General features: G+C 50.5%; 22 protein-coding genes. 14 read left to right on the top strand and 8 right to left on the bottom strand.

Annotation, left to right across the window (positions count from 1 at the left end; all coding sequences use genetic code 11):
• Positions 1 to 214: 214 nt before the first annotated feature.
• The 3 genes from ACZ44I_RS00340 to ACZ44I_RS00330 all read right to left on the bottom strand — a co-directional run bounded on the left by ACZ44I_RS00340 (position 215) and on the right by ACZ44I_RS00330 (position 3,750).
• Positions 215 to 1,621 carry a PAS domain S-box protein gene (locus ACZ44I_RS00340; RefSeq protein ID WP_464576550.1) on the bottom strand — a complete coding sequence of 469 codons (1,407 nt, stop codon included), beginning with the start codon at positions 1,619 to 1,621 and terminating at the stop codon, positions 215 to 217.
• 366 nt (positions 1,622 to 1,987) lie between these two features.
• Positions 1,988 to 3,073 carry a 5-amino-6-(D-ribitylamino)uracil--L-tyrosine 4-hydroxyphenyl transferase CofH gene (cofH, locus tag ACZ44I_RS00335; RefSeq protein ID WP_464549775.1) on the bottom strand — a complete coding sequence of 362 codons (1,086 nt, stop codon included), beginning with the start codon at positions 3,071 to 3,073 and terminating at the stop codon, positions 1,988 to 1,990.
• Between the two features lie 11 nt (positions 3,074 to 3,084).
• Positions 3,085 to 3,750, bottom strand: a complete 666-nt coding sequence (locus tag ACZ44I_RS00330) for a S24/S26 family peptidase (RefSeq protein WP_464549777.1) — start codon at positions 3,748 to 3,750, stop codon at positions 3,085 to 3,087.
• A gap of 128 nt (positions 3,751 to 3,878) precedes the next feature.
• Here ACZ44I_RS00330 and ACZ44I_RS00325 point away from each other — a divergent pair, with 128 nt between their 5' ends.
• From ACZ44I_RS00325 to pdxT, 6 genes are all read left to right on the top strand, one after another.
• Entirely contained in the window at positions 3,879 to 4,889 is a 1,011-nt protein-coding gene (locus ACZ44I_RS00325; protein WP_464549779.1) for an adenylosuccinate synthetase, read from the top strand.
• Positions 4,886 to 5,071: a methytransferase partner Trm112 gene (locus ACZ44I_RS00320; RefSeq protein WP_464549781.1), complete on the top strand. Its 186-nt coding sequence runs from the start codon at positions 4,886 to 4,888 to the stop codon at positions 5,069 to 5,071. Before ACZ44I_RS00325 ends, ACZ44I_RS00320 begins: the two co-directional genes overlap by 4 nt.
• A 14-nt stretch (positions 5,072 to 5,085) precedes the next feature.
• Positions 5,086 to 5,640 carry a DUF7524 family protein gene (locus ACZ44I_RS00315; RefSeq protein ID WP_464549783.1) on the top strand — a complete coding sequence of 185 codons (555 nt, stop codon included), beginning with the start codon at positions 5,086 to 5,088 and terminating at the stop codon, positions 5,638 to 5,640.
• A complete protein-coding gene (gene cbiB, locus ACZ44I_RS00310) occupies positions 5,613 to 6,566 on the top strand; it encodes an adenosylcobinamide-phosphate synthase CbiB (protein ID WP_464549785.1) in 954 nt (317 codons plus the stop codon). Before ACZ44I_RS00315 ends, cbiB begins: the two co-directional genes overlap by 28 nt.
• A gap of 117 nt (positions 6,567 to 6,683) precedes the next feature.
• Positions 6,684 to 7,580, top strand: coding sequence for a pyridoxal 5'-phosphate synthase lyase subunit PdxS (pdxS, locus tag ACZ44I_RS00305; protein WP_464549787.1), 897 nt, complete (start codon positions 6,684 to 6,686; stop codon positions 7,578 to 7,580).
• Entirely contained in the window at positions 7,570 to 8,145 is a 576-nt protein-coding gene (gene pdxT, locus ACZ44I_RS00300; protein ID WP_292737090.1) for a pyridoxal 5'-phosphate synthase glutaminase subunit PdxT, read from the top strand. The genes pdxS and pdxT overlap by 11 nt, the downstream gene beginning before the upstream one ends.
• Positions 8,146 to 8,150: 5 nt before the next feature.
• Here pdxT and ACZ44I_RS00295 read toward each other — a convergent pair whose 3' ends face one another.
• From ACZ44I_RS00295 to ACZ44I_RS00280, 4 genes are read right to left on the bottom strand one after another with little or no spacing between them, the layout of a single operon-like run.
• Positions 8,151 to 8,450, bottom strand: coding sequence for a YunC family protein (locus ACZ44I_RS00295; protein ID WP_292737092.1), 300 nt, complete (start codon positions 8,448 to 8,450; stop codon positions 8,151 to 8,153).
• Positions 8,451 to 8,466: 16 nt separating this feature from the next.
• Positions 8,467 to 8,994 (bottom strand): flavodoxin family protein, encoded by a 528-nt coding sequence (locus ACZ44I_RS00290; RefSeq protein WP_464576547.1) that lies wholly within the window; start codon positions 8,992 to 8,994, stop codon positions 8,467 to 8,469.
• A gap of 51 nt (positions 8,995 to 9,045) precedes the next feature.
• Complete coding sequence (locus ACZ44I_RS00285) at positions 9,046 to 9,471, bottom strand: GIY-YIG nuclease family protein (protein WP_292737096.1); 426 nt, start codon at positions 9,469 to 9,471, stop codon at positions 9,046 to 9,048.
• A complete protein-coding gene (locus tag ACZ44I_RS00280; protein WP_292737098.1) occupies positions 9,464 to 10,066 on the bottom strand; it encodes an MBL fold metallo-hydrolase in 603 nt (200 codons plus the stop codon). The genes ACZ44I_RS00285 and ACZ44I_RS00280 overlap by 8 nt, the downstream gene beginning before the upstream one ends.
• Here ACZ44I_RS00280 and thiC point away from each other — a divergent pair.
• On the top strand, positions 10,065 to 11,369 hold the full coding sequence (thiC, locus tag ACZ44I_RS00275; protein WP_464549790.1) for a phosphomethylpyrimidine synthase ThiC: 1,305 nt from the start codon (positions 10,065 to 10,067) through the stop codon (positions 11,367 to 11,369). The two genes, ACZ44I_RS00280 and thiC, sit on opposite strands and share 2 nt — an antisense overlap.
• An 18-nt stretch (positions 11,370 to 11,387) precedes the next feature.
• On the opposite strand, the gene purE is transcribed toward thiC, so the two are convergent.
• Positions 11,388 to 11,777 carry a 5-(carboxyamino)imidazole ribonucleotide mutase gene (purE, locus tag ACZ44I_RS00270; RefSeq protein WP_292737103.1) on the bottom strand — a complete coding sequence of 130 codons (390 nt, stop codon included), beginning with the start codon at positions 11,775 to 11,777 and terminating at the stop codon, positions 11,388 to 11,390.
• Positions 11,778 to 11,829: 52 nt separating this feature from the next.
• On the opposite strand from purE, the gene ACZ44I_RS00265 reads away from it, so the two are divergent.
• The 7 genes from ACZ44I_RS00265 to ACZ44I_RS00235 all read left to right on the top strand — a co-directional run bounded on the left by ACZ44I_RS00265 (position 11,830) and on the right by ACZ44I_RS00235 (position 20,573).
• Complete coding sequence (locus ACZ44I_RS00265; protein WP_464549792.1) at positions 11,830 to 12,960, top strand: pyridoxal-phosphate-dependent aminotransferase family protein; 1,131 nt, start codon at positions 11,830 to 11,832, stop codon at positions 12,958 to 12,960.
• The gene (ribC, locus tag ACZ44I_RS00260) at positions 12,957 to 13,418 is read left to right on the top strand and encodes a riboflavin synthase (RefSeq protein WP_464549794.1); all 462 of its coding nucleotides are present in this window, start codon (positions 12,957 to 12,959) and stop codon (positions 13,416 to 13,418) included. The genes ACZ44I_RS00265 and ribC overlap by 4 nt, the downstream gene beginning before the upstream one ends.
• Positions 13,419 to 13,432: 14 nt before the next feature.
• Positions 13,433 to 13,840, top strand: a complete 408-nt coding sequence (gene ribH, locus ACZ44I_RS00255; protein WP_292736950.1) for a 6,7-dimethyl-8-ribityllumazine synthase — start codon at positions 13,433 to 13,435, stop codon at positions 13,838 to 13,840.
• A complete protein-coding gene (locus ACZ44I_RS00250; protein ID WP_464549796.1) occupies positions 13,837 to 14,970 on the top strand; it encodes a pyridoxal phosphate-dependent aminotransferase in 1,134 nt (377 codons plus the stop codon). Before ribH ends, ACZ44I_RS00250 begins: the two co-directional genes overlap by 4 nt.
• Positions 14,898 to 16,652, top strand: coding sequence for a flippase-like domain-containing protein (locus ACZ44I_RS00245; RefSeq protein WP_464549798.1), 1,755 nt, complete (start codon positions 14,898 to 14,900; stop codon positions 16,650 to 16,652). The genes ACZ44I_RS00250 and ACZ44I_RS00245 overlap by 73 nt, the downstream gene beginning before the upstream one ends.
• A gap of 17 nt (positions 16,653 to 16,669) precedes the next feature.
• Complete coding sequence (locus ACZ44I_RS00240; protein ID WP_464549800.1) at positions 16,670 to 18,997, top strand: hypothetical protein; 2,328 nt, start codon at positions 16,670 to 16,672, stop codon at positions 18,995 to 18,997.
• Between the two features lie 88 nt (positions 18,998 to 19,085).
• Complete coding sequence (locus ACZ44I_RS00235) at positions 19,086 to 20,573, top strand: glycosyltransferase family 39 protein (RefSeq protein ID WP_464549802.1); 1,488 nt, start codon at positions 19,086 to 19,088, stop codon at positions 20,571 to 20,573.
• Positions 20,574 to 20,579: the final 6 nt, after the last annotated feature.

Raw genomic sequence — 20,579 nt, 5'->3', positions numbered from 1 at the left:
CATCCGCTTGAGTGCCATATTTTGGTTTTGCCTCATGGTATACCGGATCAATCCTCTCTTTGTTAATAATGATTGAACTTCGTTCTTCTGGAGTAAAAACATTCTGGAGGCTTTCTTCCTATCCTCTCCACAAGCATCAGAAGGAAAGGGCATATGATGAGAAGAGCATGGAGATGGATAATTCTGAGGGTGTGTGAAATTTGTTCCTTCTCATTTATTTCTGGATACCTGAAGTATCTGGAGAGATAATGTCCGGTACCTTCTCGTCGGTGATATCGGTTATAATGGAGAGGACATACCGCATCTGCCCGGTACTTGAGAAGATTGGTATCTTCTTCGTCTGGATCATCCGTGGTTCTGAACCTTGATTTCGTGAGAACTGCTGTATTGCAAGCAGGCTCTTATGTGTTGCTTCGACTTCCCTGGTTGTCTCTGCCCAGAAAGCGGCAAATTCTTCAGGAAAGATACGATCGGGTTTCTTGCCCGCAAGGAACTCACGGGGAAACCCGATAAACTCTTCTGCCGCATGATTAAAGAAGACGAGCGTATGTTCATCCAGCTCTTCAACAGCTACCACATCGGGGATATTCTCAACAATTGATGTGAGAAAATCCTTCCACTGACGGACATGCTTGACAGCACGGTTCCTCTCTGATACATTCCGAAATGCACCCCGGTACCCGAGGAGTACCGGATGGCCGTCTGCATCATGGATGATGATCGGGTTTCCAGAGAGCTCAATTGCGATTGCTTCACCATCCGGCTTCAGAAAGCTGCATTCGACAAGCGGCCATGCAGATCGGGCAGATATGGATGGTTGTATCGTTCGGAGAAAGCGCTTCTTCTCATCATCTTTCATAAAGTCGGTAAAACGGCACCCGATCATCTCATCAGGGGAGAGGCCGCAGACCGTCTCTGCACGGGGACTGATGTAGGTGATCGCCCCTTTCTCATCGGCTGCCCAGATCACGTCACTGATATCGGAGACGAGTGTCCGGAACATCTCTTCACTCTGCCTGAGTTTCTCCTCAGCCCTGACCTGGTCGGTGATCTCTTCAAGGATGATCGTAATGCCGGGTCCCCCGTTATCAAAGACGGTCTGGATGATCTTCTGGCGGAAGAAGTGTTCGTCTGTACCTCTCATCAGCCGGATCACCTCTCCTGATCCGCTCTTTCTCCCGGGATCATTGATCTTAGCCATAAGATCCGGGTGGGAGAAGATGGCAAGCCTGGTCTCTTCCAGGGGAAATCCGATCGTCTCCTCACGGGTAGTTCTGCAGAAGGTGAGGATCTGATCGTTTGCCTGGATGATCCGCCCTTCAGCATCCAGTATCATGACCAGGTCCGAGGAGCTGTTGAGCATCGCGTGTATCGGTACCCGCTGGGAGAGGAAGTAGACTTTTGCCTTCCCAAATGTCCGTTTATCAACCTGCCCTGCAACAAGGAGCATATCGAGGTACCGTGCAGCGGTATTGCGGTTGATACCAAGAGAAGAGGCGATCTCGCCGACGGACATTCCGCGCGGATTGCTCCTGAGGAGTTCGGTGATCCGGCTCATTTCCGCGGGGTACGAATGCATCATAGTAGGTATTGCCTGTTTCGGATAAATGTATTTCGACATTGCTGTGCATCAAAATTAGCATTAATGCCGAGCATTGAGAGAAATATTTATATTCTCAATTGACATTTGTAGTAATGGACAACCGTGAATCCCATGGATTCCGGTATCGCCCATCCATCCAGATGAAGGCGTGCGTCCTGCCCCGGGTGCAGCCGCCCTCAAGAATTCAAAGGTTCAGACATTCATTCCATAGTGTCCGGCTACACACCTCTCAATCGATCGAAATACGCGTCAATCGATAACTACCCGGACAGTCATTTGGTTGCACCGGGGCACGCCACCTTCCACACCAGCCACTATATCCTGTGCCGTGCGGGCATGTACAAATCCCCTTTCTCCTCCTTTTCATTTTTATAAAAGGAAAAATCAGATGATATTGTATTTTGTCGTCCTCTGGAGGAGACGCCGTCCGATATCTGTTGATATCCTCTCCATCGTCTTTGGATCAAGGTATCCGGCCTCTGCCCCTCCTGCTTCAACCGAGACATCATCAGAAAACATCGTCCCGCCGAGATCGTCCCCGCCTGATGCGAGAGCGATCTGGGTGAGCTTGATCCCGAATTTCCCCCATGGAACCTGGATATGATCGAAGTTATCAAGGAAGAGCCGTGAAACGGCGATCATCAGGAGATCTTCCCTGCCTGTTGCGCCGGCTGGTGCAAGTCCTTTCTCATAGAGCTTTGTATTCTGGTGGAGGTAGGAGAGAGGGACAAGCTCGGTGAAACCCCCGGTCTCGTCCTGTATCGATCGCAGAATGTCCAGATGGGTGATCCGATCGGCCGGGGTTTCAGAAGATCCGTACATGATCGTTGATGTACTTCTCATCCCGATACTATGTGCCTCTTTGATGATTTTGACCCATGTGGCTGTATCGACCTTTGCCGGGCAGATCACTTTTCGTACGCTGTCAACGAGTATCTCTGCCGCGGTTCCCTGAAGGGTTCCAAGTCCTGCATCCTTCAGCCGCCCAAGTGCCTCGCGGGTAGAAATTCCACTTTTTCCGGCGATATAGGCGACCTCATCCGGGCTGGCTGTATGAATATCAATACCTGGCGCCTCATCATGGACGGTCTGTATAATCTCTGCATAACTCTCCATCGTGTAATCCGGGTGGACACCCGAGAGGAGGCAGATCTCGGTGATATCCCGGGAGAGGGCGAGTTTCACCTTCTGCCGGATGCGGTCCGGGTCATCAAAGAAGGCGTCAGGATCGCTCTTTCTCCGCCCGAATGCACAGAACCCGCAGAGGTTTTTGCAGATATTGGTGATATGGATATTCTGGTTTCTGACATAGGTGACGACATCGCCGACCTTCTCCTCCCGGAGCTCGTCTGCTGCGCAGCAGATGGTAAAAATATCCCGACCGGTTGCCTTCAGCAGATGGAGCCCCTCCTCATAAGAAAGCCGGTGGCCGCCCAGGCAGTCATCAAGCAGTTGGTTCGTCCAAATCATGATTTTACCTTTTAGTTATTCTCTCTCCGCCTTGAGGCGATCAATTCCTGTATAATAATAATCGCGATGATGAGTATCGCAAATTCAACAATATGCAATGGGAGATAGCCAACCAGCGGAATGGAAAATACCGCCTTGCCGATGATCCATTCATCCCTGACGGGCTCGATTCTGCCGATACCGGGGTGTGTTGTCACCTGATCGATCACCTGGTTGTTGTCGCCTTTTGTGATGATGCCGCCATGCGGATTCTGAAACGCAAGTTCATTTTCTGCGACCTCTGCATCGATCCTAACCAGAGCACGGTGGATGATCGGGTGGATACTATCATATCCATTTGGCCTGAAGACGATGACATCGCCAGGATGGCCAAATGAGCTATGCCCGGACGCCACCCCCTCTTCTGCGGTGATCAGAGATCCAAACCGGTCAGGTGCAACAACAAAGACGAGATCGCCGATCTGCATCTCGGGGAGCATGCTCCCGGATTCTACAGCCACTACTGCCGGCCATGTTCCGGATGCCAGAAAGAGGATGAGTGCCACACCTCCGACAACACATGCAACCCAGAGGAGATCACGGGCAAGTGAAACCGCCGGATGATCGCTCTCTCTGAACCGGCTGATGAGGGACTTCTCCTCAGGTTCTGGTCTTTGGGCCCTCTTTGATAGAGTCATCTGTGTCTAGTGTATGTCCCGGCTCGTTCTTGATGTTTTCTTATTGGATGAGAAAAACCACTGTCGCGATTATTTTCTGTGGGGAACTATTTTATCAGCTACCTCAACAGACATGTACTGATACGTCTATGCCCTGTACAATTATTGTTGGTGGCTTTTTTGGCGATGAGGGGAAAGGTAAGATCGTTGCCCACATCGCCCATCAGGATCACCCGACTATCATCTCCCGTGGTGGCGTCGGGCCAAACGCCGGCCACACTGTTTTAGTGGGAGATAAGGAATATGGTGTCCGGATGGTTCCATCCGGTTTCGTCTACGAAAAAGCCGATCTCTGTATCGGGTCTGGTGTCCTTGTTGATCCAAGAGTCTTTCTGCATGAGGTTGATCTGGTCGGGGCATCCGGCAGGATCTATATCGATGGACGGTGCGGGGTCATTGAAGAGGAGCATATTACCCGCGACAGGGAGAGCGAGCATCTCTCAAAGAAGATTGGGAGCACCGGATCCGGGTGTGGGCCGGCAAATGCCGACCGGGTACTCAGGATATCCCGGCAGGCAAAAGACCTCCCTGAACTCGCCCCCTATATCGTCGATGTTGCAGAGAAGGTGAATGTCGCAATTAAGAACGGTGAAAACGTCATCCTTGAAGGAACCCAGGGTTTTGGGATCTCACTTTACTTTGGAACCTACCCGTATGTCACAAGCAAAGATACCTCTGCATCCCAGATTGCAGCAGACTGCGGGGTCGGGCCGACACAGATTGATGATGTGATCGTCGTCTTCAAGGCATTCCCGACACGGGTCGGCGAAGGACCCTTCTCAACCGAGATGAGCTTTGACAAATCCCATGAGATGGGGATTGTTGAGTATGGGACTGTCACCCACAGGGAGCGGCGGATCGGGAACTGGGATGGCCAGATGGCAAGATATTCTGCCATGATCAATGGCTGCACCCAGGTTGCGATCACCGGTATCGATCGGGTTGATCCCGCCTGTTTTGGAGTCACAGAGTACGATCAGCTTACAGAGACCGCAAAGGTTTTCATCCGGCAGGTAGAGGAAGATGTTGGAAGCCCAGTGACTATCATCTCAACCGGGCCGGAACTTTCACAAATTATAGATCTGAGGACGAAACGATGAAGCGATGGCTGATGGATATTCTCTGCTGCCCGGTCTGCAAAGGCGATATCATCCTGACAGTGACCGAGGAGAATGAAGAAGAGATCATCGAAGGAAGCCTCAGGTGTGAAGCCTGCCAGCTTGACTATCCGATCCATGAGGGAATACCAAACCTCCTCCCTCCTGAGTCGGCAACCGAATAGGAGTCTCTGATCGAATGACTGTCGTTGATGTGCATCTGAACCGCCGGGGGGTCAATACCATCGAACTCTCCGCACGTGAAGCCCCGGTGGATGCAGGCAGCGACCTGTCCATTCGATTGAAAAATTATGGCTCTCCAACCCATGCCACGATACGGACACAGAACGGGCATGGCTTTACCGATTTCCTCCATGAAAATCTCTACGTGGATGGTGATATTGAGTACAGTATACCGATACGCGATTCTTCAGGGGATGGTGTCTTTGATCTTGAATTCATCACCGGATATGGCGCCAGAACAACCCGGATGAAGGTCGTGGTGAGCAAGGCATGCCCGGTTTGTATTCCTGAGGATGATGAAGAGGTGATGGAAGAGGAGCAGGTAACAAGGAATATGCCTCATATGCTCACCCTGATCCCCTGTATCATCGCCTGCATCACCTATCTCGTCTGGCTCTCCTTCCGTGGTGCCACGCTTGCACCGGTTGATGCATTCGTCACCGTTTTTATTATACTTCTTCTCCTGATTGGGGTCGTCACCGCATGCCGCTCTCCGGAACCATCCTGGTAGCGGCCCTTCTCATTGACCGTTGTATCGGGGATCCGCATACCCCGTACCATCCGGTTGCCCTCCTTGGACGTTTTGTCGCATGGTGGGGGCGGCCGTCAGCATACCGGCGACGTCTCCATCGCATCGCCGGCTGCCTCTTCTGGCTGGTGACGATCCTCCTCTTCACGCTCCCGTTCCTTCTCTTTGATCAGCTGGTGAGGGGATATGAAATATGGTGGTTCTACCTGCTCGCAGCACCGTTTCTCCTGAAGAGTACCTTTGCATGGAGATCCCTCGAAGAACATGCATTCTCGGTGGAAGAGGGGCTCAGATCAGATCCTGATGCCGGGAGATCTGCTGTCTCGATGATGGTATCCCGGAAGACTGCCACACTCACCGATGAGCAGGTCCGGTCTGCTGCATATGAATCGGTTTCCGAGAACCTTGTCGACTCAATCATTGCCCCTCTCTTCTGGTTTGCAGTTCTCGGCCTCCCCGGAGCCGCAATGTACCGTGCAGCCAACACAATGGATGCGATGCTCGGGTACCGGGATGAACGGGAGGCAATCGGCTGGTTCTCTGCCCGTGCAGATGACGTGCTCTCCTATATCCCTGCACGGATCGCCGGCTTTCTCCTTATGGTATGGTTTTGCCTCCGGGGCCGGGGGAGAGCAGCTCTTTCTATTCTCAGACGGGATGCAAAGAAGAGGCCGGGTTTTAATGGCGGCATTCCGATGGCGCTCGTTGCGGGCGGCTGCGGGATTGTGTTTGATAAGCCGGATGGATACCGGATCGGGGACTCTCTCCACTCCCTTGAAGAGGGGGGAAGATGCGTGATCGCTGCTGTGCGGGGTGCGACTGTGATCTTTTCGCTCCTCCTGATCCTCCTGTCTCTCTCTTCTTTTCTTCTATCCGGTGATATTCTCCCCCTGATCCCTCTTATCTGACGGAATATAAAAAATAGAGTGTATTTATCGGTGGAATATCTGTCTTCTCGCATTTGGATGAAAACCCCTTCTACCGCCATGCTATAATTTATCGGTTCAACTGATCCATATAAACCCATGATTCTTGAAGAGCTGAAGTTTGGAACAGAGCTTCTGAAACGGGGTTTTGCATCCATGCAGAAGGGGGGCGTCATCATGGATGTTGTCTCCGCTGAGCAGGCGGTGATCGCAGAGAATGCAGGTGCAGTTGCGGTGATGGCACTCGAACGGGTCCCTGCTGATATCAGGAAAGCCGGGGGTGTCTCCCGGATGGCAGATCCGACAAAGATCGTCGAGATAACAGAAGCCGTCTCGATCCCGGTGATGGCAAAGGTCAGGATCGGCCACTTTGTCGAGGCACAGGTGCTCCAGGAGCTTGGTGTCGATATGATCGATGAGTCCGAGGTGCTGACACCGGCAGATGAGGAGTTCCATGTGGACAAGAAGGCATTCTCGGTGCCGTTTGTCTGTGGTGCCCGGAACCTTGGCGAGGCGCTCAGGCGGATCAATGAAGGGGCTGCCATGATCCGGACAAAGGGAGAAGCAGGCACTGGAAATGTCGTCGAGGCGGTCCGTCACATGCGGGCGATCCAGTCTGAGATCCGGATGCTGAAAGGGATGGATGATCAGGAACGGGCAGGGTATGCCCGGAAGATCGAAGCCCCGTTCGAGCTGGTTCTGGATGTGGCAAACCGCGGACGGCTCCCTGTTGTAAACTTCTCGGCAGGCGGAATCGCAACCCCATCAGATGCAGCACTGATGATGCAGCTTGGTGCAGACGGTGTCTTTGTCGGCTCAGGGATCTTCAAATCAGAAAACCCTGAGAAGATGGCAAAAGCGATCGTCGAGACCGTCCATCATTTCAATGATCCAAAGGTGATCGCAGAGGTAAGCCGTGGACTCGGCGAGGCTATGCCGGGTATTGATGTCCATACCTTAACTCCGGATGAGAGGTTGCAGACACGTGGCTGGTAAGATCGGTGTCCTTGCCCTTCAGGGCGACGTATCTGAGCATGTAACTGCATTCGAAGATGCGCTTGGCCCGGATGGAGAGGTATCCCTCTTCCGGGATGCATCCGATATCAACCGGTTTGACGGGATCGCACTCCCCGGTGGTGAATCAACGACCATCATGCGGCTGATCCAGAAGGCGGGGATGTTCCGCCCCCTTCAGCAGTATGAGGGGGGGATCTTTGCCACCTGTGCCGGGATGGTGCTGCTTGCATCCGAGGTGCAGGATGACAGCCTCTTTGAACCGCTTGGTGTGATGGATATGACCGTGAAGCGGAATGCCTTTGGCCGCCAAAGGGAGTCGTTTGAGGCTGATATCGAATGTGCAGGTCTTGAAACACCCTTCCATGCGGTCTTCATCCGGGCGCCTGTTGTTACCCGTGTAGGGTATGGAACCGAGGTGCTTGCATCCCTCCCGCAGGGGTACGTTGCAATCCGGCACGGCCTACACATGGCCTTTTCATTCCACCCCGAACTTGGTGGAGACCTGAGGTTCCACCGGCTCTTCCTTGAAAGGCTCGGCCTCTGAATTGTTCAGAGGAGTTCGAGCGCTTCTTTTCCAGTCATTCCGATGACGATGCCACGTTTTGTGGCGGGAATGTTTACTTCCTTCACCATCGCATCCAGGATCTCATCGATGGTGGCAATAGATGGTCCAGCAACCGGTTTCATCTTCGCTGCAGGGGTACCGAACCGCTCAAGTGCAGCGATATCAAAAGCGCCGCACCCGATCATCCCTTCTTCAGTTGTTATGAAGACGAGGTTCACCGAGCCAACGGGTATTGCGTATCCTTCTGCTGACTGGTTATTGAGTTGAATTGTCGTATGGATCAAATCTCTTCACTCGTGTTTAATCATCCAGTGTTCCGAAATAGGAGACGATCCGATCTGCTATCGTCTTTGCAGAGCTCATGGCGAGCGTATCGGATCGGACATCGCCCGGCAGGTATCCTCTTCCGATGATGTGGCCAAGGTATCCGAATTCATGGGTTGAGAGGAATGCCTCAAGGGTTTCAAGTGCCCGTGTACCGCCTTTATCGGCACAGATGGTGATTGCCACAGCTTTTCGCCCGGCAAGCTGCCGGTCATGATAAAGCGAGTATGTACGATCGATCAGGTTCTTCACCTGTCCCGAGACATCAAAGTAATAGGTGGGAGATCCGATCACAAGGAGGTCCGCGTGGATCATCTTCTCTGCGATCTCCGGCCAGTCATCGTTTTTAATCGTGCACCACTTCTCTTCCTTGCATTTCTCGCACCCGATACAGGGATGGATCTCTTTTCCTGCAAGGGTGATGTACTCAGTCGGTATCCCTTTCTCAGAGATATGGCTGAGCACCTCCTGAACAAGGATGGCGGTGTTTCCCCCCGCCCTCATACTCCCGGAAATCCCAAGAACCTTCATAGGGGTATCCTTTGTCTGGTATGACTAATACCTTGTGATCGCGGCTACAAGACCAATAGATACAAATGCCCGAGCCACTGCTTCTGTCGGATCATCCGGCCGTACAAAGAGATGGGATCTGCATCTGCAATCAGAAGATCCAAACCGTGGGATAAAATCACCCCCGATCGCCTCTGCCAGGTAACATTCGAACCGCGATGTGGTGGCTGCCGACACACTCGCAATAAGTGAGATTCCCCTGTCCTGAAGGAGATAATCGATATGCCAGTGCGGCTTCCGAATCTCCTGTGATAGTGTGAGATGGCGCTGTACCCGGATGAGGCCGCCCGGACCAAGCGCAGATCCCACATAGATGAGGTATCCTTCGGGCAGGATGATGTCGCCAAGTGCCCCCACCCGGATCGTTTTGCCATCAGACCTGAGGATCAGGGCATAGATCCCTTTATCCATAGTATGTTCTGAGGCTCTGCTGCGTGGCGAGGAGGTGCCTCTTAGCACCTTCTGGCACCGGCCGCTCATGCCCCGGATAGAGCCCTTCCACGTCAAGGGGTGCCAGCCTGTCGACTGAAGCCCTCAGTTCGGAGGCACTTCCGCCGGGGAAGTCTGTCCTTCCGAATGAGCCTCCTGGAAAGACGGTATCACCGGAGATGAGTGCGCGTTCTGCTTCATCATAGAGGCAGATACTTCCCCTTGTATGACCCGGGGTATGGATTACAAGGAGATCGCCTATCCGGTCACCGTCAGCGAGTATCCGATCCGGTAGTACCATGGGGGGGCGTGCACCGAAATTAAATGAGAGGCTCTCTACTTCAGATCGAAGAGCGATTGCATCCTCTTCATGGATATAGACCTCTGCCCCGGTCATCGCCTGAATCTCTGCGAGATGCGCGGTATGGTCGAAATGGCCGTGCGTCAGAATGATTCTTTTAATCTGGTCGGAAAACCGCTCAAGCGCCATTGGAAAAACTCCGGCATCGATCAGCACCTCGCCGATGATATAGGAGTTCGCCTGCCAGCCGCTACCGGGAATCCACTGGATTGGCATGCAGGATAATAAGCTCTCCAGACAGATGGTTCTTATGCACTCACTCATCAGGCAGTGCCAATCCGGCCTGCCTTCAGGGCTGAACGATCTGGCAGCAACAGAAGGCATCCCTCCGGAAAAGATGGCAAAGTCCATTGCCTGCGGGCGTATGGTTGTTCCTGCCAACCAGCGGCGTGAGATCAGCCCTGCTGCTATTGGAGAAGGGTGCCGTGTCAAGGTGAATGTGAACATCGGCACCTCACAGGGGCGGTGTGATCAGGATCTTGAGATGAGGAAGGCTGAGGCAGCCCTCTTCGCGGGTGCCGATGCCCTGATGGATCTCTCGACAGCAGGGGATCTTACGGCGATCCGAAAGAAGATCCTCTCGCTGCCGGTGCCGGTTGGGACCGTTCCCATCTATGAGGCGATCAGGCGGGCGGGATCAGCTGCTGATCTCACCGCCGATATCCTCTTCTCGGTGATCAGGGATCAATGCCGGCAGGGCGTGGATTTCCTGACCCTCCATTGCGGGGTGAACAAGGATGCACTTGAAGCCCTCAGGATCGATCCCCGGATGCTTGGTGTCGTATCACGGGGCGGGGCATTCCATGTGGCATGGATGGTAGCAACCGGTGAAGAGAACCCGCTCTACGCAGAGTATGACTACCTGCTTGAGATACTCAAAGAAGATGATGTCACGATCAGCCTGGGTGATGGGATGCGGCCAGGCGCCCTTGTCGACAGCGGCCGCCTTGCCAAGACGACCGAATACTTAACCCTCGGAAAGCTTGCCCGCGGTGCCCTTGATGCGGGTGTCCAGCGGATGATCGAGGGGCCCGGCCATATCCCGATCAACGAGGTCGCATGGAATGTGAAGGTGATCAAAGAGGTGACCGATCATGCACCCCTGTACCTCCTCGGCCCCCTCGTCACCGATATCGCGACCGGATATGATCATGTAGTAGGCGCAATCGGTGGTGCGATCGCCGCATCTTCCGGAGCAGACTTCCTCTGCATGGTCTCGCCCGCAGAGCACCTTGCGCTCCCCAATGTCGAAGAGATCATCGAGGGGACGCGGGTTGCCAGGATCGCCGCCCATGTCGGGGATATCACCCGGCGGGGGGGTGTGAGCGGGTCTCCCGAGGAGATTCGGATGGCTGTTGCACGGCGGGACCTCGACTGGGAGGCGCAGTATGCCGAGATGCTCTTCCCCGACTATGCCCGTTCGATCCATGACCGTGACTCCGAGCGGGAGACCTGCTCGATGTGTGGGGATCTCTGTGCTGTGAAGATGGTGCGGGATCTCCTGCAGAAAAAGGAATAAGTGGGTCTGGGGATTGCCTTATGCAACCCCGAGAATCCGCGCGGCAAGGTGTGCGGCGTTCTCGCCACCGTCGACTGCGACACAGGCGACGGGTACACCTTTTGGCATCTGAACGATCGAGAGAAGGGCATCGAGGCCACCCATCTGTTTCCCGGCGACCGGGACACCAATGACGGGTCTTTTGGTTTTTGAGGCGATAACGCCGGGAAGAGCGGCGGACATCCCGGCGATTCCGATGAAGACCTTTGCATCGCTTTCCCTGACATACTGAATAAGCAGTTCGGGGTCACGATGGGCAGATATTACCTTCTTCTCATAACTCAGGCCATATTCATCGAGTGTTGCGCAGACTTTGCGAACGATCGCTTCGTCTGATTGGGATCCTGCGATGACAGCTACGTCGACCATAGGCTTCACTATCTATTAAGAGGTTTATCTTCTTATAGTACGGACGATCAGGATGCAGAACGAAATACTCCTTATGATGCCCGGGCCGGTGCCTATGCCGGAACGGGTGAAAAATGCGATGAGCCGTCAGGCGATTAATCATCGCGGCGAAGAGTTTGGCGGGGTTTATGCAGACTGCGTCAGGGTGTTGAAACCCTTTTTCGGGACCAAAAACGAGATCTTTATCCTGAGCGGATCGGGGACCGCGGGTATGGAGGCGGCGATTGCCAATATTGGTGTCGGCAAAAAGATCGTCTCGCTGGTAAATGGCAAGTTCGGTGAGCGGCTTGCGGAGATTAGCGGCCGTTATGGGGAACTGACTGCAATCGAGTCGGAATGGGGGCACCCGCTTGGGCTGGATGCACTTGCAGAGGCGCTTGAGAACGGTGCCGAAGTCGTAACGATGGTCCATAACGAGACTTCAGCCGGTATCCTCAATCCCGCCGCAGAAGTTGGGAAGCTTGCCCGGAAGCACGATGCCCTCTTCATCATGGATGGAATCACCTCCATCGGCGGCGATCATGTGGCAGCAGATGAGTGGGGAGCAGATATTGCAATCGTCGGCTCACAGAAATGCCTTGCCGCCCCGGCAGGACTCTCTGCGGTATCGGTCTCGGAGCGGGCATGGGAACGCCTCTCAGAGAAACGCCCATATTATCTTGATCTGAAGGCATACCGGAAGGCTGCATCGAAGAAGCCGATGGAGACCCCCTATACTCCGGCAGTTCCGCTCTTCTTTGCATTCCGTGAGGCATGCCTCATCGCAGAAGAGGAGGGTCTGGAAAACCGTATTGCGAGGCACCGGAGACTTGCGGATGCGGTGCGTGCCGCGGCAGCTGCCTGGGGGCTTGAACTGCTGCCGGTATCGGATGCACTCCACTCGCCATCCAACACGGCAACCGCGATTCTGTATCCGGATGGAATCAGCGACTCCGATCTCCGTTCCGGTGTGAAGAAGACCGGTATCCAGATCGCAGGCGGCCAGGATCGGTTGAAAGGAAAGATCTTCAGGATCGGAACGATGGGTGCAGTCGGCACCTATGAAGTGCTTGCAACACTGGCAGCGGTGCAGGGCACCCTTCAGAAACTTGGATATACCCCGGCGGCAGATGGTGTTTCAGCCGCCCTTGAGGTGCTGGTATGAAGATAGGGATCGCAGACACGACCTTCGCACGGGTGAATATGGGTGCAGCAGCAATCGATGAGCTCAAGCGCCATGCCACCGTCAGTATCGAGCGGTATACAGTGCCCGGGATTAAGGATCTCCCGGTTGCCTGCAAGAAGCTTATTGAAGAACGTGGCTGTGATCTCGTGATGGCACTCGGGATGCCGGGCGGGAAGGATAAGGATAAACTCTGCGCACATGAGGCATCGCAGGGCCTTCAGCTCGCCATGCTGATGACAAACAAGCATATCATCGAGGTCTTCGTCCATGAGGATGAGGCAGAAGATGATCGCGAGCTTGCGTGGCTCCTTGAACAGAGGACACGGGAGCATGCAGTAAATGCCGTCAAGCTGCTCTTCTACCCACGGGAGCTTGAACGGGATGCGGGCACCGGACAGCGGCAGGGATTTCCAGATGCTGGTCCCGCACGACAATAGGAGATGATGATTCTATGACAATTAAACTCGGATTTGTGGTTGCGGAGTTCAACCGTGACATTACCTACATGATGGAGATTGAGGCAGAAGAGCACGCAAAGTTCCTTGGAGCCGAGGTGATTGAGCGGTCATATGTTCCCGGAGCCTATGACATGCCGCTTGCCATCAAGAAGATGCTCAAAGACGGAAATGTCGATGCGGTTGTAACAATCGGCTGTGTGATCGAGGGTGCAACCGGCCATGACCAGATTGTGGTTCAGCATGCATCCCGGAAGATCATCGATCTCTCCCTTGAGTTCGAGAAACCGGTTGCCCTTGGCATCTCAGGACCCGGTATGACCCGGCTCGAGGCGCAGGAGCGGGTTGACTATGCCCGGAGAGCTGTTGAATCCGCAGTGAAGCTTGTCCAGCGATTGGCATGAGAAATCTTTCAAGGGCGATTGGTGCGATCACGCCGTCGGCGACGATGGCGATCGCCGATCGGGCAAAAGCGATGATACGGGATGGGATCGATGTGATCAGCCTCTCTATAGGAGAGCCTGATTTCCCGACACCTCAGCATATCACTGATGCGGCGATCGATGCCTTGCAGAGGGGAGAGACGCACTATGCCCCCTCACGCGGGATTCCCGAACTGCTGGAGGCGGTTGCTGAAAAATTCTCGACCGAGAATGCAATCCCCGCGTCACCGGCTGATTGTATCGTGACTGCCGGGGCAAAGGATGCGATCCGGCTCCTCTGCCAGGCGGTGCTGAACCCCGGTGATGAAGCCATCATCCTTGACCCTTCCTGGGTCTCGTATGAGCCCTGTATCCGGATGGCCGGGGGAAAAGCCGTCCACTATCCGCTTGACCCTGTTACCTTCCAGCCCCGGGAGTCGCTTGCGGAGGCGATCACCCCTGCAACCAGGATGATCATCGTGAATACGCCATCGAACCCGACAGGATCGATCCTGACACGTTCATCGCTTGGGATGATTGCGGATCTCTGTTCTGATCACGATCTCCTTGCACTTTCAGATGAGATCTATGAGAAGCTCGTCTATGATGGAGCAGAGCATATCTCGCTTGCTTCAATTCACGACATGGCAGAGCGAACCGTTACGGTAAACGGGTTCTCAAAGGCGTATGCGATGACCGGCTGGCGGCTTGGGTATGCGGCCGGTCCGTCGCAGGTGATCAATTACATGAACCGGATCCAGCAGCACTCGGTCTCCCATCCGACGACCTTTGTGATGTGGGGCGGTGTTGCTGCATTGAAGGGCGATCAGTCCTGTGTTGCAGAGATGCGGGATGAGTTTGCCAGACGCAGGAGTTTTGTCATCTCACGGCTCAGGCAGGCCGGGTTTGCATGTGCGCCAGCTGACGGCGCCTTCTATGCGTTTGCTAATGTCGGCGGCGATGACAGTGCTGTTGCCTCAGAATGGCTTGAGGAGAAGCATGTTGCCGTGACGCCGGGATCGGCGTTCTGTGCGCCTGGTTGGGTGCGGATGAGCTATGCGACATCGATGGAACGGCTGGAAGAGGCGCTGGAGAGGGTGTGTGGGGAGTGAGGAGATTTGTCTCATCCCGCTTGATGAGGATTTTACAATTATTCATTGGCATTATAATAATTTTATATATCTTTTACTTTATTGGTACGAATGGTATAATTACTACATTAGAAAATGCCTCCATTCTTCTTATTATCTGTGCCATGTGTTGTTATTTTTTGAACAACCTGATAATGGCTTATAGACTTAAGTTGGTAATTGAAGAGATTGGGCAAAAAATTCGTTTTAAATTCGTTTTTTTATCTCATATGGCAGGAATGCTTCTTTCGGATGTAACTCCGATGAGAAGCGGATATGTATACACAGCATATCAACTTCATCAAAGGAATGTTCCACTCAGAAGTGGCATTGCAGGAATAACCAGTACATTCCTGTACGATCTCCTATTTAAATTAGGTTTGGCGATTATTGGTTTGTCCCTTCTTTACTACACCCTTTTCGGGGAGGATATTCTTTTTGTTAGTGTTGGGGTTGTTATATTTCTTTCATTTATAATACTCATTTATGGTATTCTGATGTATCCTCCGGAATGGGTACATAATCTCTTTCACCAAAGGGAGATAACAAAAAAAGCACTTGATCTTGGTGCGGAAAGCAAAAAAATTCAGAGATTATTACCTGCTATTCTACTCGTTAGCGTTGTAGGATGGCTATTAAGAGGACTGGAATGGTTTTTTTTGGTATTATCAATTGGGATATTTTCCCTTTCAATTATCGACTGTCTTTTCCTGAATCCAACCCTGACACTCCTCTCAATGGTTCCTTTGACACCTGCCGGTCTGGGATTACAGGAAGCGGGTATAGCTAGTGTAATGGTAGCTTTGGGCGTCTCTCTGGCGATGGGAGTATCTTTCTCATTGCTACTGCGAATAACTGAATTATCTGTGGATTCAATTGGTCTTATTTATCTCCTGAAACGAACGGATAATTCATCTTTATTAGATTTCTATAACTCAATAGATGGAGATATAGATGAACAAGCTTACCATTCTGATCTCCTTGTTCAACGGTTTTTCCAAAGAAGGAAAACGTCAGCAATTGAAGAACATCTGCGATTAGAAAAGGGGCAGATTCTTCTGGATATTGCATGTGGCAGTGGGGTTCAGATCAGAGAGATTTGCAGGGATAAGGCTGGAGTAGCAATTGGTATTGATGCAAATATAAATGCGGTCAGATATGCACGTAGCCGATCAAAATCAAATGAAGATTTTTTAATTGCAGATGCATCGTATCTTCCCTTTAAAAATGAAGCTTTTAATCGGATTATATGTGCTGAGATTATTGAGCACTTAATCGATCCAGGTCCAACATTATCTGAGTCCTATAGGATTCTTAAAGAGAATGGCCGCTTGGTAATTACAACGCCAAATGAACGGTCAATCTGGGGGGTGTATGAATTACTATGGGATCTCTTTGGAAGGGGTCGTAATTATGGTGAGACACATCTAAAATTTTATAATCGAAGAGATATGAATCAACTTTTCTCATCTTTTGCCGGTGTGAATTGTATGACCTACCTCTGTTTCTCTCCTTTTATTGCACTGGTTGGATCTGAACGATTACTCGCGTTATGGGTCAGAATTGATCGAATCCTGGAAAGAATTGGAATGGGTGTACTTCTGGTTGTTTCTGGTGATAAAAAGGTGGGACAAAAGGATAATCATATTATGAATCATGAATAATCTCATAATGTTGCAATATGAAACCATTCGATCAAACCAGTAACATGGAAAATGAGGTTAATAAAAAAAAGATTAATTCAATTATAATATTTTCTCTTCCAATAATCTCTCTAATTATTATCTTTGGTTTTACTCTGGTTCAACGTGGTATTTTTATAAGTGAGTGGCATGACACTCTTGCAAATGCAATGCCATATCTATTTCTGGCAGACAATCCTATGGCTTTATGGAATAATGCATGGATTTCTGGTTTTCCTGAAATTGCATCTCCAATGTCTGATCGCTTCTATCCATTCTCCCTTCCGTTATTCATGTTTTTTCAGGATATTTTTATATTAAACTGGGTTATCCTTGCTCATCTCTTTGTTTCATTTGGTACATCTTATCTATTATTCTCCCTCATGAGAAAAGATGCAGAAATTCCCTCATATGTTATACCCATTTTTGCCCTTTTGTATATGCTATCCGGTGTGATGCTTGCCAGAGTGTATGCAGGGCATATCTTTATTATCTATGCTCTGGCGTGGATCCCACTACTTTATTACTCTTATTTTAAAATTGTGAGATATTCTGAAAGAACGATAATAAATATTCTTCTTTTTTCTGCTTCTTCTCTTTTAATTCTATTCTCGGCAAGCGTATATTATCTTTTCTTTGCATATTTCTTTATTTTACTACTGTTCCTTTATGACTGTCATCGTACCTTTGATATACGCTCCCTCTCTGCTTTGGCATTGGGCTTTGTGGTTTTTCTTCTGGTTGGTGCTATCAAGATCCTCCCCGGATTGGAGGTTTCTGGTCAGGTGATCAGACAGGATATTATCGATCCATTATCGAATGGAGGTTCGATCGAAAGCGCTCTTGGCTCCTTTATTTTTGGGACTCCGATCAATAAAGGTTACGATATCTCAGGAATGGTTTTTGGCTTTCATGAATCGATTGTCCTGATAGGAATTATTCCTTTATTCTTAATTCTTCTGGGTTTTATTTATGGTAAAAAAACATGGAGTGCTCCGGTATTCCTTGCTTTTTGTATATCATTGATATGGGCTGCTGGGGGGAAAACCCTCTTTTACTTTGTCCATTTGCTCCCTATCCTTGATACTTTTAGATGTCCCGGCAGGATATTTGCTCCTCTCTTACCCCTCCTTCTTATTATTGGAATTTTTGGGTTAACGTACTTATTGTCAAGAATTGATCGCAATGAGCCACTACCATTTGGTGATGAAGAGAAAAAACGCCTACTTTATGGAATAGGTATTATTGCATTTTTAAAATTGATGGAATTACCATATCAGGAGGCAGTCACCATCGAATCTGCTATAGCAGTTGGAATGGTTGCTATAATTCTTGGAATCATAGTGACAAAGAAGAGTCAACCAAAGGCTATCGTGGGTATTCTTGGATTATTTTTTATAATTAATGTTTATGTAATTAATCTCACATATAAATTGTTTGATATATCTGTTGTTGCCCGCTCTCTACTTATTGGTTTTATCTTGTTACTTTCAATATATTATCTCTCTCAAGGAACTCAATTTACAAAAAATACAACAATTCTGGTTATTTTTTTAGTGATTGGTGTTACACTATCTATTGCTGGAAACATTAGTTATGTTACTCCATCTGATCCCAATTTTGATGAAAGCCCGGCCATTGCAATTATTGATCAGATTCTTCAAGATGAAAGTGATAATCCTCAAATATGGGTAATGACGACCGGTTGGCCAATTATGAATATTGATATGACTTATCTGTTTATTCAGTCAGGTATTCATCCAGTAAGGGCATATTATGCATATTATTTGAAAACAACTCTTTCCCCATTTTATACAATTGGAGAGATCACATATTCAACGGCAGACTACATTATTGACGATGGCATCAGACAGAGTGGTGAGGCGAATATAGATGATCCAACATTTTTTGCAGGCGGAGTTCCTGTCCTTCGTTCTGATAATGTGCTGCCGAATGTATTCATTCTCCGGAATGAGGAAGTGATTCCTGTAAATTATGAACGTTTTACACCTGATGAGGTTATTGTCTCTGGTGAATTCCTTCCGGATGATATTGTTGTACTAAAGACAGCGTACTATGAGGGCTGGGAAATAAATGGTGAGAAAGCACAACCAATTGGAAATATGGTTGCTTTACAGTTAACTGATGTAACGCCAACGGTACGCTTTTCATTTGGATCACCCAATTATACTTTAGCATTTTCATTAACAATTATCGGATTATTGTGTGCAATTGCTATTTTTGTCAAACGAAGGACTATAGATGCATATTTGACGGGTCAGCCAGATAAGGAAAATAAATCAAAAAAAGTGAAAAGAAAGAAGTAAAAATGGAACTGGTGTATATGCACGATCCAGAAATAATTCTCTTTTTTCAAGGCGCGATATTAATAATCTTGTAAACCCCACACTCTTTATGGGAAAGAAGATAAGATCTGAAAAAAGATCTGCTCATGCTCAACAGAATAATTCTACTCCTCAAACCCCCTCTTCTCTAAAAGAATCTCTCCTCTCCAGTCGCCCCCTCCAGCTTGTCCTTCTTCTGACAATAGCTGGCCTCTTCCTCCGCCTCTACCAGCTCGGATTCAATTCCCTCTGGCTTGATGAAGCATCCACTATAGGCTTTGCCCGTCATTCTCTTGCAGAGATCTGGGGGTTCACCGCATCCGGCGAGTTCAATCCACCGCTCTTCTACTGGATGGAGCATATTATGCTCATCTTCGGTGAGAGCGAGGTTGTACTACGCCTTCTGCCTGCACTATTTGGCGCGCTCACAATCCCTCTCTTCTATCTCGTCGGCCGCGAGCTGATTGATGATCAGACCGGGATCATTGCAGCGGCACTGCTCGTTGTATCTCCATTCCATATCTTCTATTCCCAGGATGCACGCGCCTATGTTCCAATGCTCTTCTTCTTTGCCCTTGCATGCTGGCTCTACCTTCTCGCCCGTCGCCGTGGCTTGATCATGGACTGGGTCCTCTTCGGTATTGCCGGGTCACTTGCTGTCTGGACACACTTCTATGCAATAGTCCCGGTTGGAGTGCTGGTTCTCTTCGAAGCAGTGATAAGGGGGCGTGAATATATTGCGAAAGAACGATCCTTAATCCCGGCTGCAGCAGGGATAGCAGTCCTTGGTATAACGATACTCCCTCTCCTGATCGTCGGTATCGGTTTATTCATATCAAGAACCGGAACAGGCGCGGTATTCGGTACATCCGGTCTTCCTCTCATCCTCTCGACAATCGAGTCTATCTCCGGCTTTAGCACACCGATTGCTGTTCTCTTCATGATCCTGTTCATAGCGGGGCTCATTGGTCTCTTCATGAACCGCCGTGAGGAGGCTCTCCTTCTCATCCTTCTGTTTATCGCCCCCCTCATCGTCTCTCTCCTTCTGGCAGGCTCGATGCCGATGGTCCCGAGATATCTCATTGCCATGATATTGCCGTTCTTTATTGGCATTGCTGCTGTATTCAGGCTCATACCTGAGGGTTTTCGTTCTCCACATGTGCTTGCAGTAGCCGTTCTTGTGCTCTGCCTCATCCAGGTGCCGTTCCTCGCCGGGTATTATACCACATACTCGAAGAACGACTGGAGGGGCTTCTCCGGAGCCCTCTCTGAGGTAACAGAGCCCGGAGATGTCATCGTCCTGGTTCCGGGCTACATGAGGCAGCCTCTTAATTACTATTATTCAAATGAAACAGATGGAACGCTCCAGCTCAGCGCAACAACCGCAGATAATCTTGATGCTATCCGAATTTCTCATCAGGATAACAGGATCTTCTTTATTGTGACCGGCGACATCTTTGCGGCAGATCCGTCTGGTGGCGCATATGCATGGCTTGAGCAGAATACCGGGTATGCTGGTTCGCTTACCGGGATACACCTCTTTGTGACCTCGGAGTGATGTGCT

The organism is Methanocalculus pumilus, assembly GCF_055382585.1.
Note: the sequence above shows the minus strand (reverse complement) of the source record. Positions and strands in the feature narration are given on the sequence as shown.

Bases quoted from the DNA above. Each gene is read 5' to 3' on its own strand.
- ACZ44I_RS00285 (WP_292737096.1), bottom strand. From the start codon at position 9,471: ATGGATAAAGGGATCTATGCCCTGATCCTCAGGTCTGATGGCAAAACG.
- ACZ44I_RS00330 (WP_464549777.1), bottom strand. From the start codon at position 3,750: ATGACTCTATCAAAGAGGGCCCAAAGACCAGAACCTGAGGAGAAGTCC.
- pdxS (WP_464549787.1), top strand. From the start codon at position 6,684: ATGATTCTTGAAGAGCTGAAGTTTGGAACAGAGCTTCTGAAACGGGGT.
- ACZ44I_RS00315 (WP_464549783.1), top strand. From the start codon at position 5,086: ATGACTGTCGTTGATGTGCATCTGAACCGCCGGGGGGTCAATACCATC.
- cofH (WP_464549775.1), bottom strand. From the start codon at position 3,073: ATGATTTGGACGAACCAACTGCTTGATGACTGCCTGGGCGGCCACCGG.
- thiC (WP_464549790.1), top strand. From the start codon at position 10,065: ATGCAGGATAATAAGCTCTCCAGACAGATGGTTCTTATGCACTCACTC.
- ribC (WP_464549794.1), top strand. From the start codon at position 12,957: ATGAAGATAGGGATCGCAGACACGACCTTCGCACGGGTGAATATGGGT.
- ACZ44I_RS00235 (WP_464549802.1), top strand. From the start codon at position 19,086: ATGGGAAAGAAGATAAGATCTGAAAAAAGATCTGCTCATGCTCAACAG.
- purE (WP_292737103.1), bottom strand. From the start codon at position 11,777: ATGGTCGACGTAGCTGTCATCGCAGGATCCCAATCAGACGAAGCGATC.
- ACZ44I_RS00250 (WP_464549796.1), top strand. From the start codon at position 13,837: ATGAGAAATCTTTCAAGGGCGATTGGTGCGATCACGCCGTCGGCGACG.
- ribH (WP_292736950.1), top strand. From the start codon at position 13,433: ATGACAATTAAACTCGGATTTGTGGTTGCGGAGTTCAACCGTGACATT.
- ACZ44I_RS00320 (WP_464549781.1), top strand. From the start codon at position 4,886: ATGAAGCGATGGCTGATGGATATTCTCTGCTGCCCGGTCTGCAAAGGC.
- ACZ44I_RS00240 (WP_464549800.1), top strand. From the start codon at position 16,670: ATGAAACCATTCGATCAAACCAGTAACATGGAAAATGAGGTTAATAAA.
- ACZ44I_RS00325 (WP_464549779.1), top strand. From the start codon at position 3,879: ATGCCCTGTACAATTATTGTTGGTGGCTTTTTTGGCGATGAGGGGAAA.
- ACZ44I_RS00280 (WP_292737098.1), bottom strand. From the start codon at position 10,066: ATGCCAATCCAGTGGATTCCCGGTAGCGGCTGGCAGGCGAACTCCTAT.
- ACZ44I_RS00265 (WP_464549792.1), top strand. From the start codon at position 11,830: ATGCAGAACGAAATACTCCTTATGATGCCCGGGCCGGTGCCTATGCCG.
- ACZ44I_RS00340 (WP_464576550.1), bottom strand. From the start codon at position 1,621: ATGTCGAAATACATTTATCCGAAACAGGCAATACCTACTATGATGCAT.
- cbiB (WP_464549785.1), top strand. From the start codon at position 5,613: ATGCCGCTCTCCGGAACCATCCTGGTAGCGGCCCTTCTCATTGACCGT.
- ACZ44I_RS00290 (WP_464576547.1), bottom strand. From the start codon at position 8,994: ATGAGGGCGGGGGGAAACACCGCCATCCTTGTTCAGGAGGTGCTCAGC.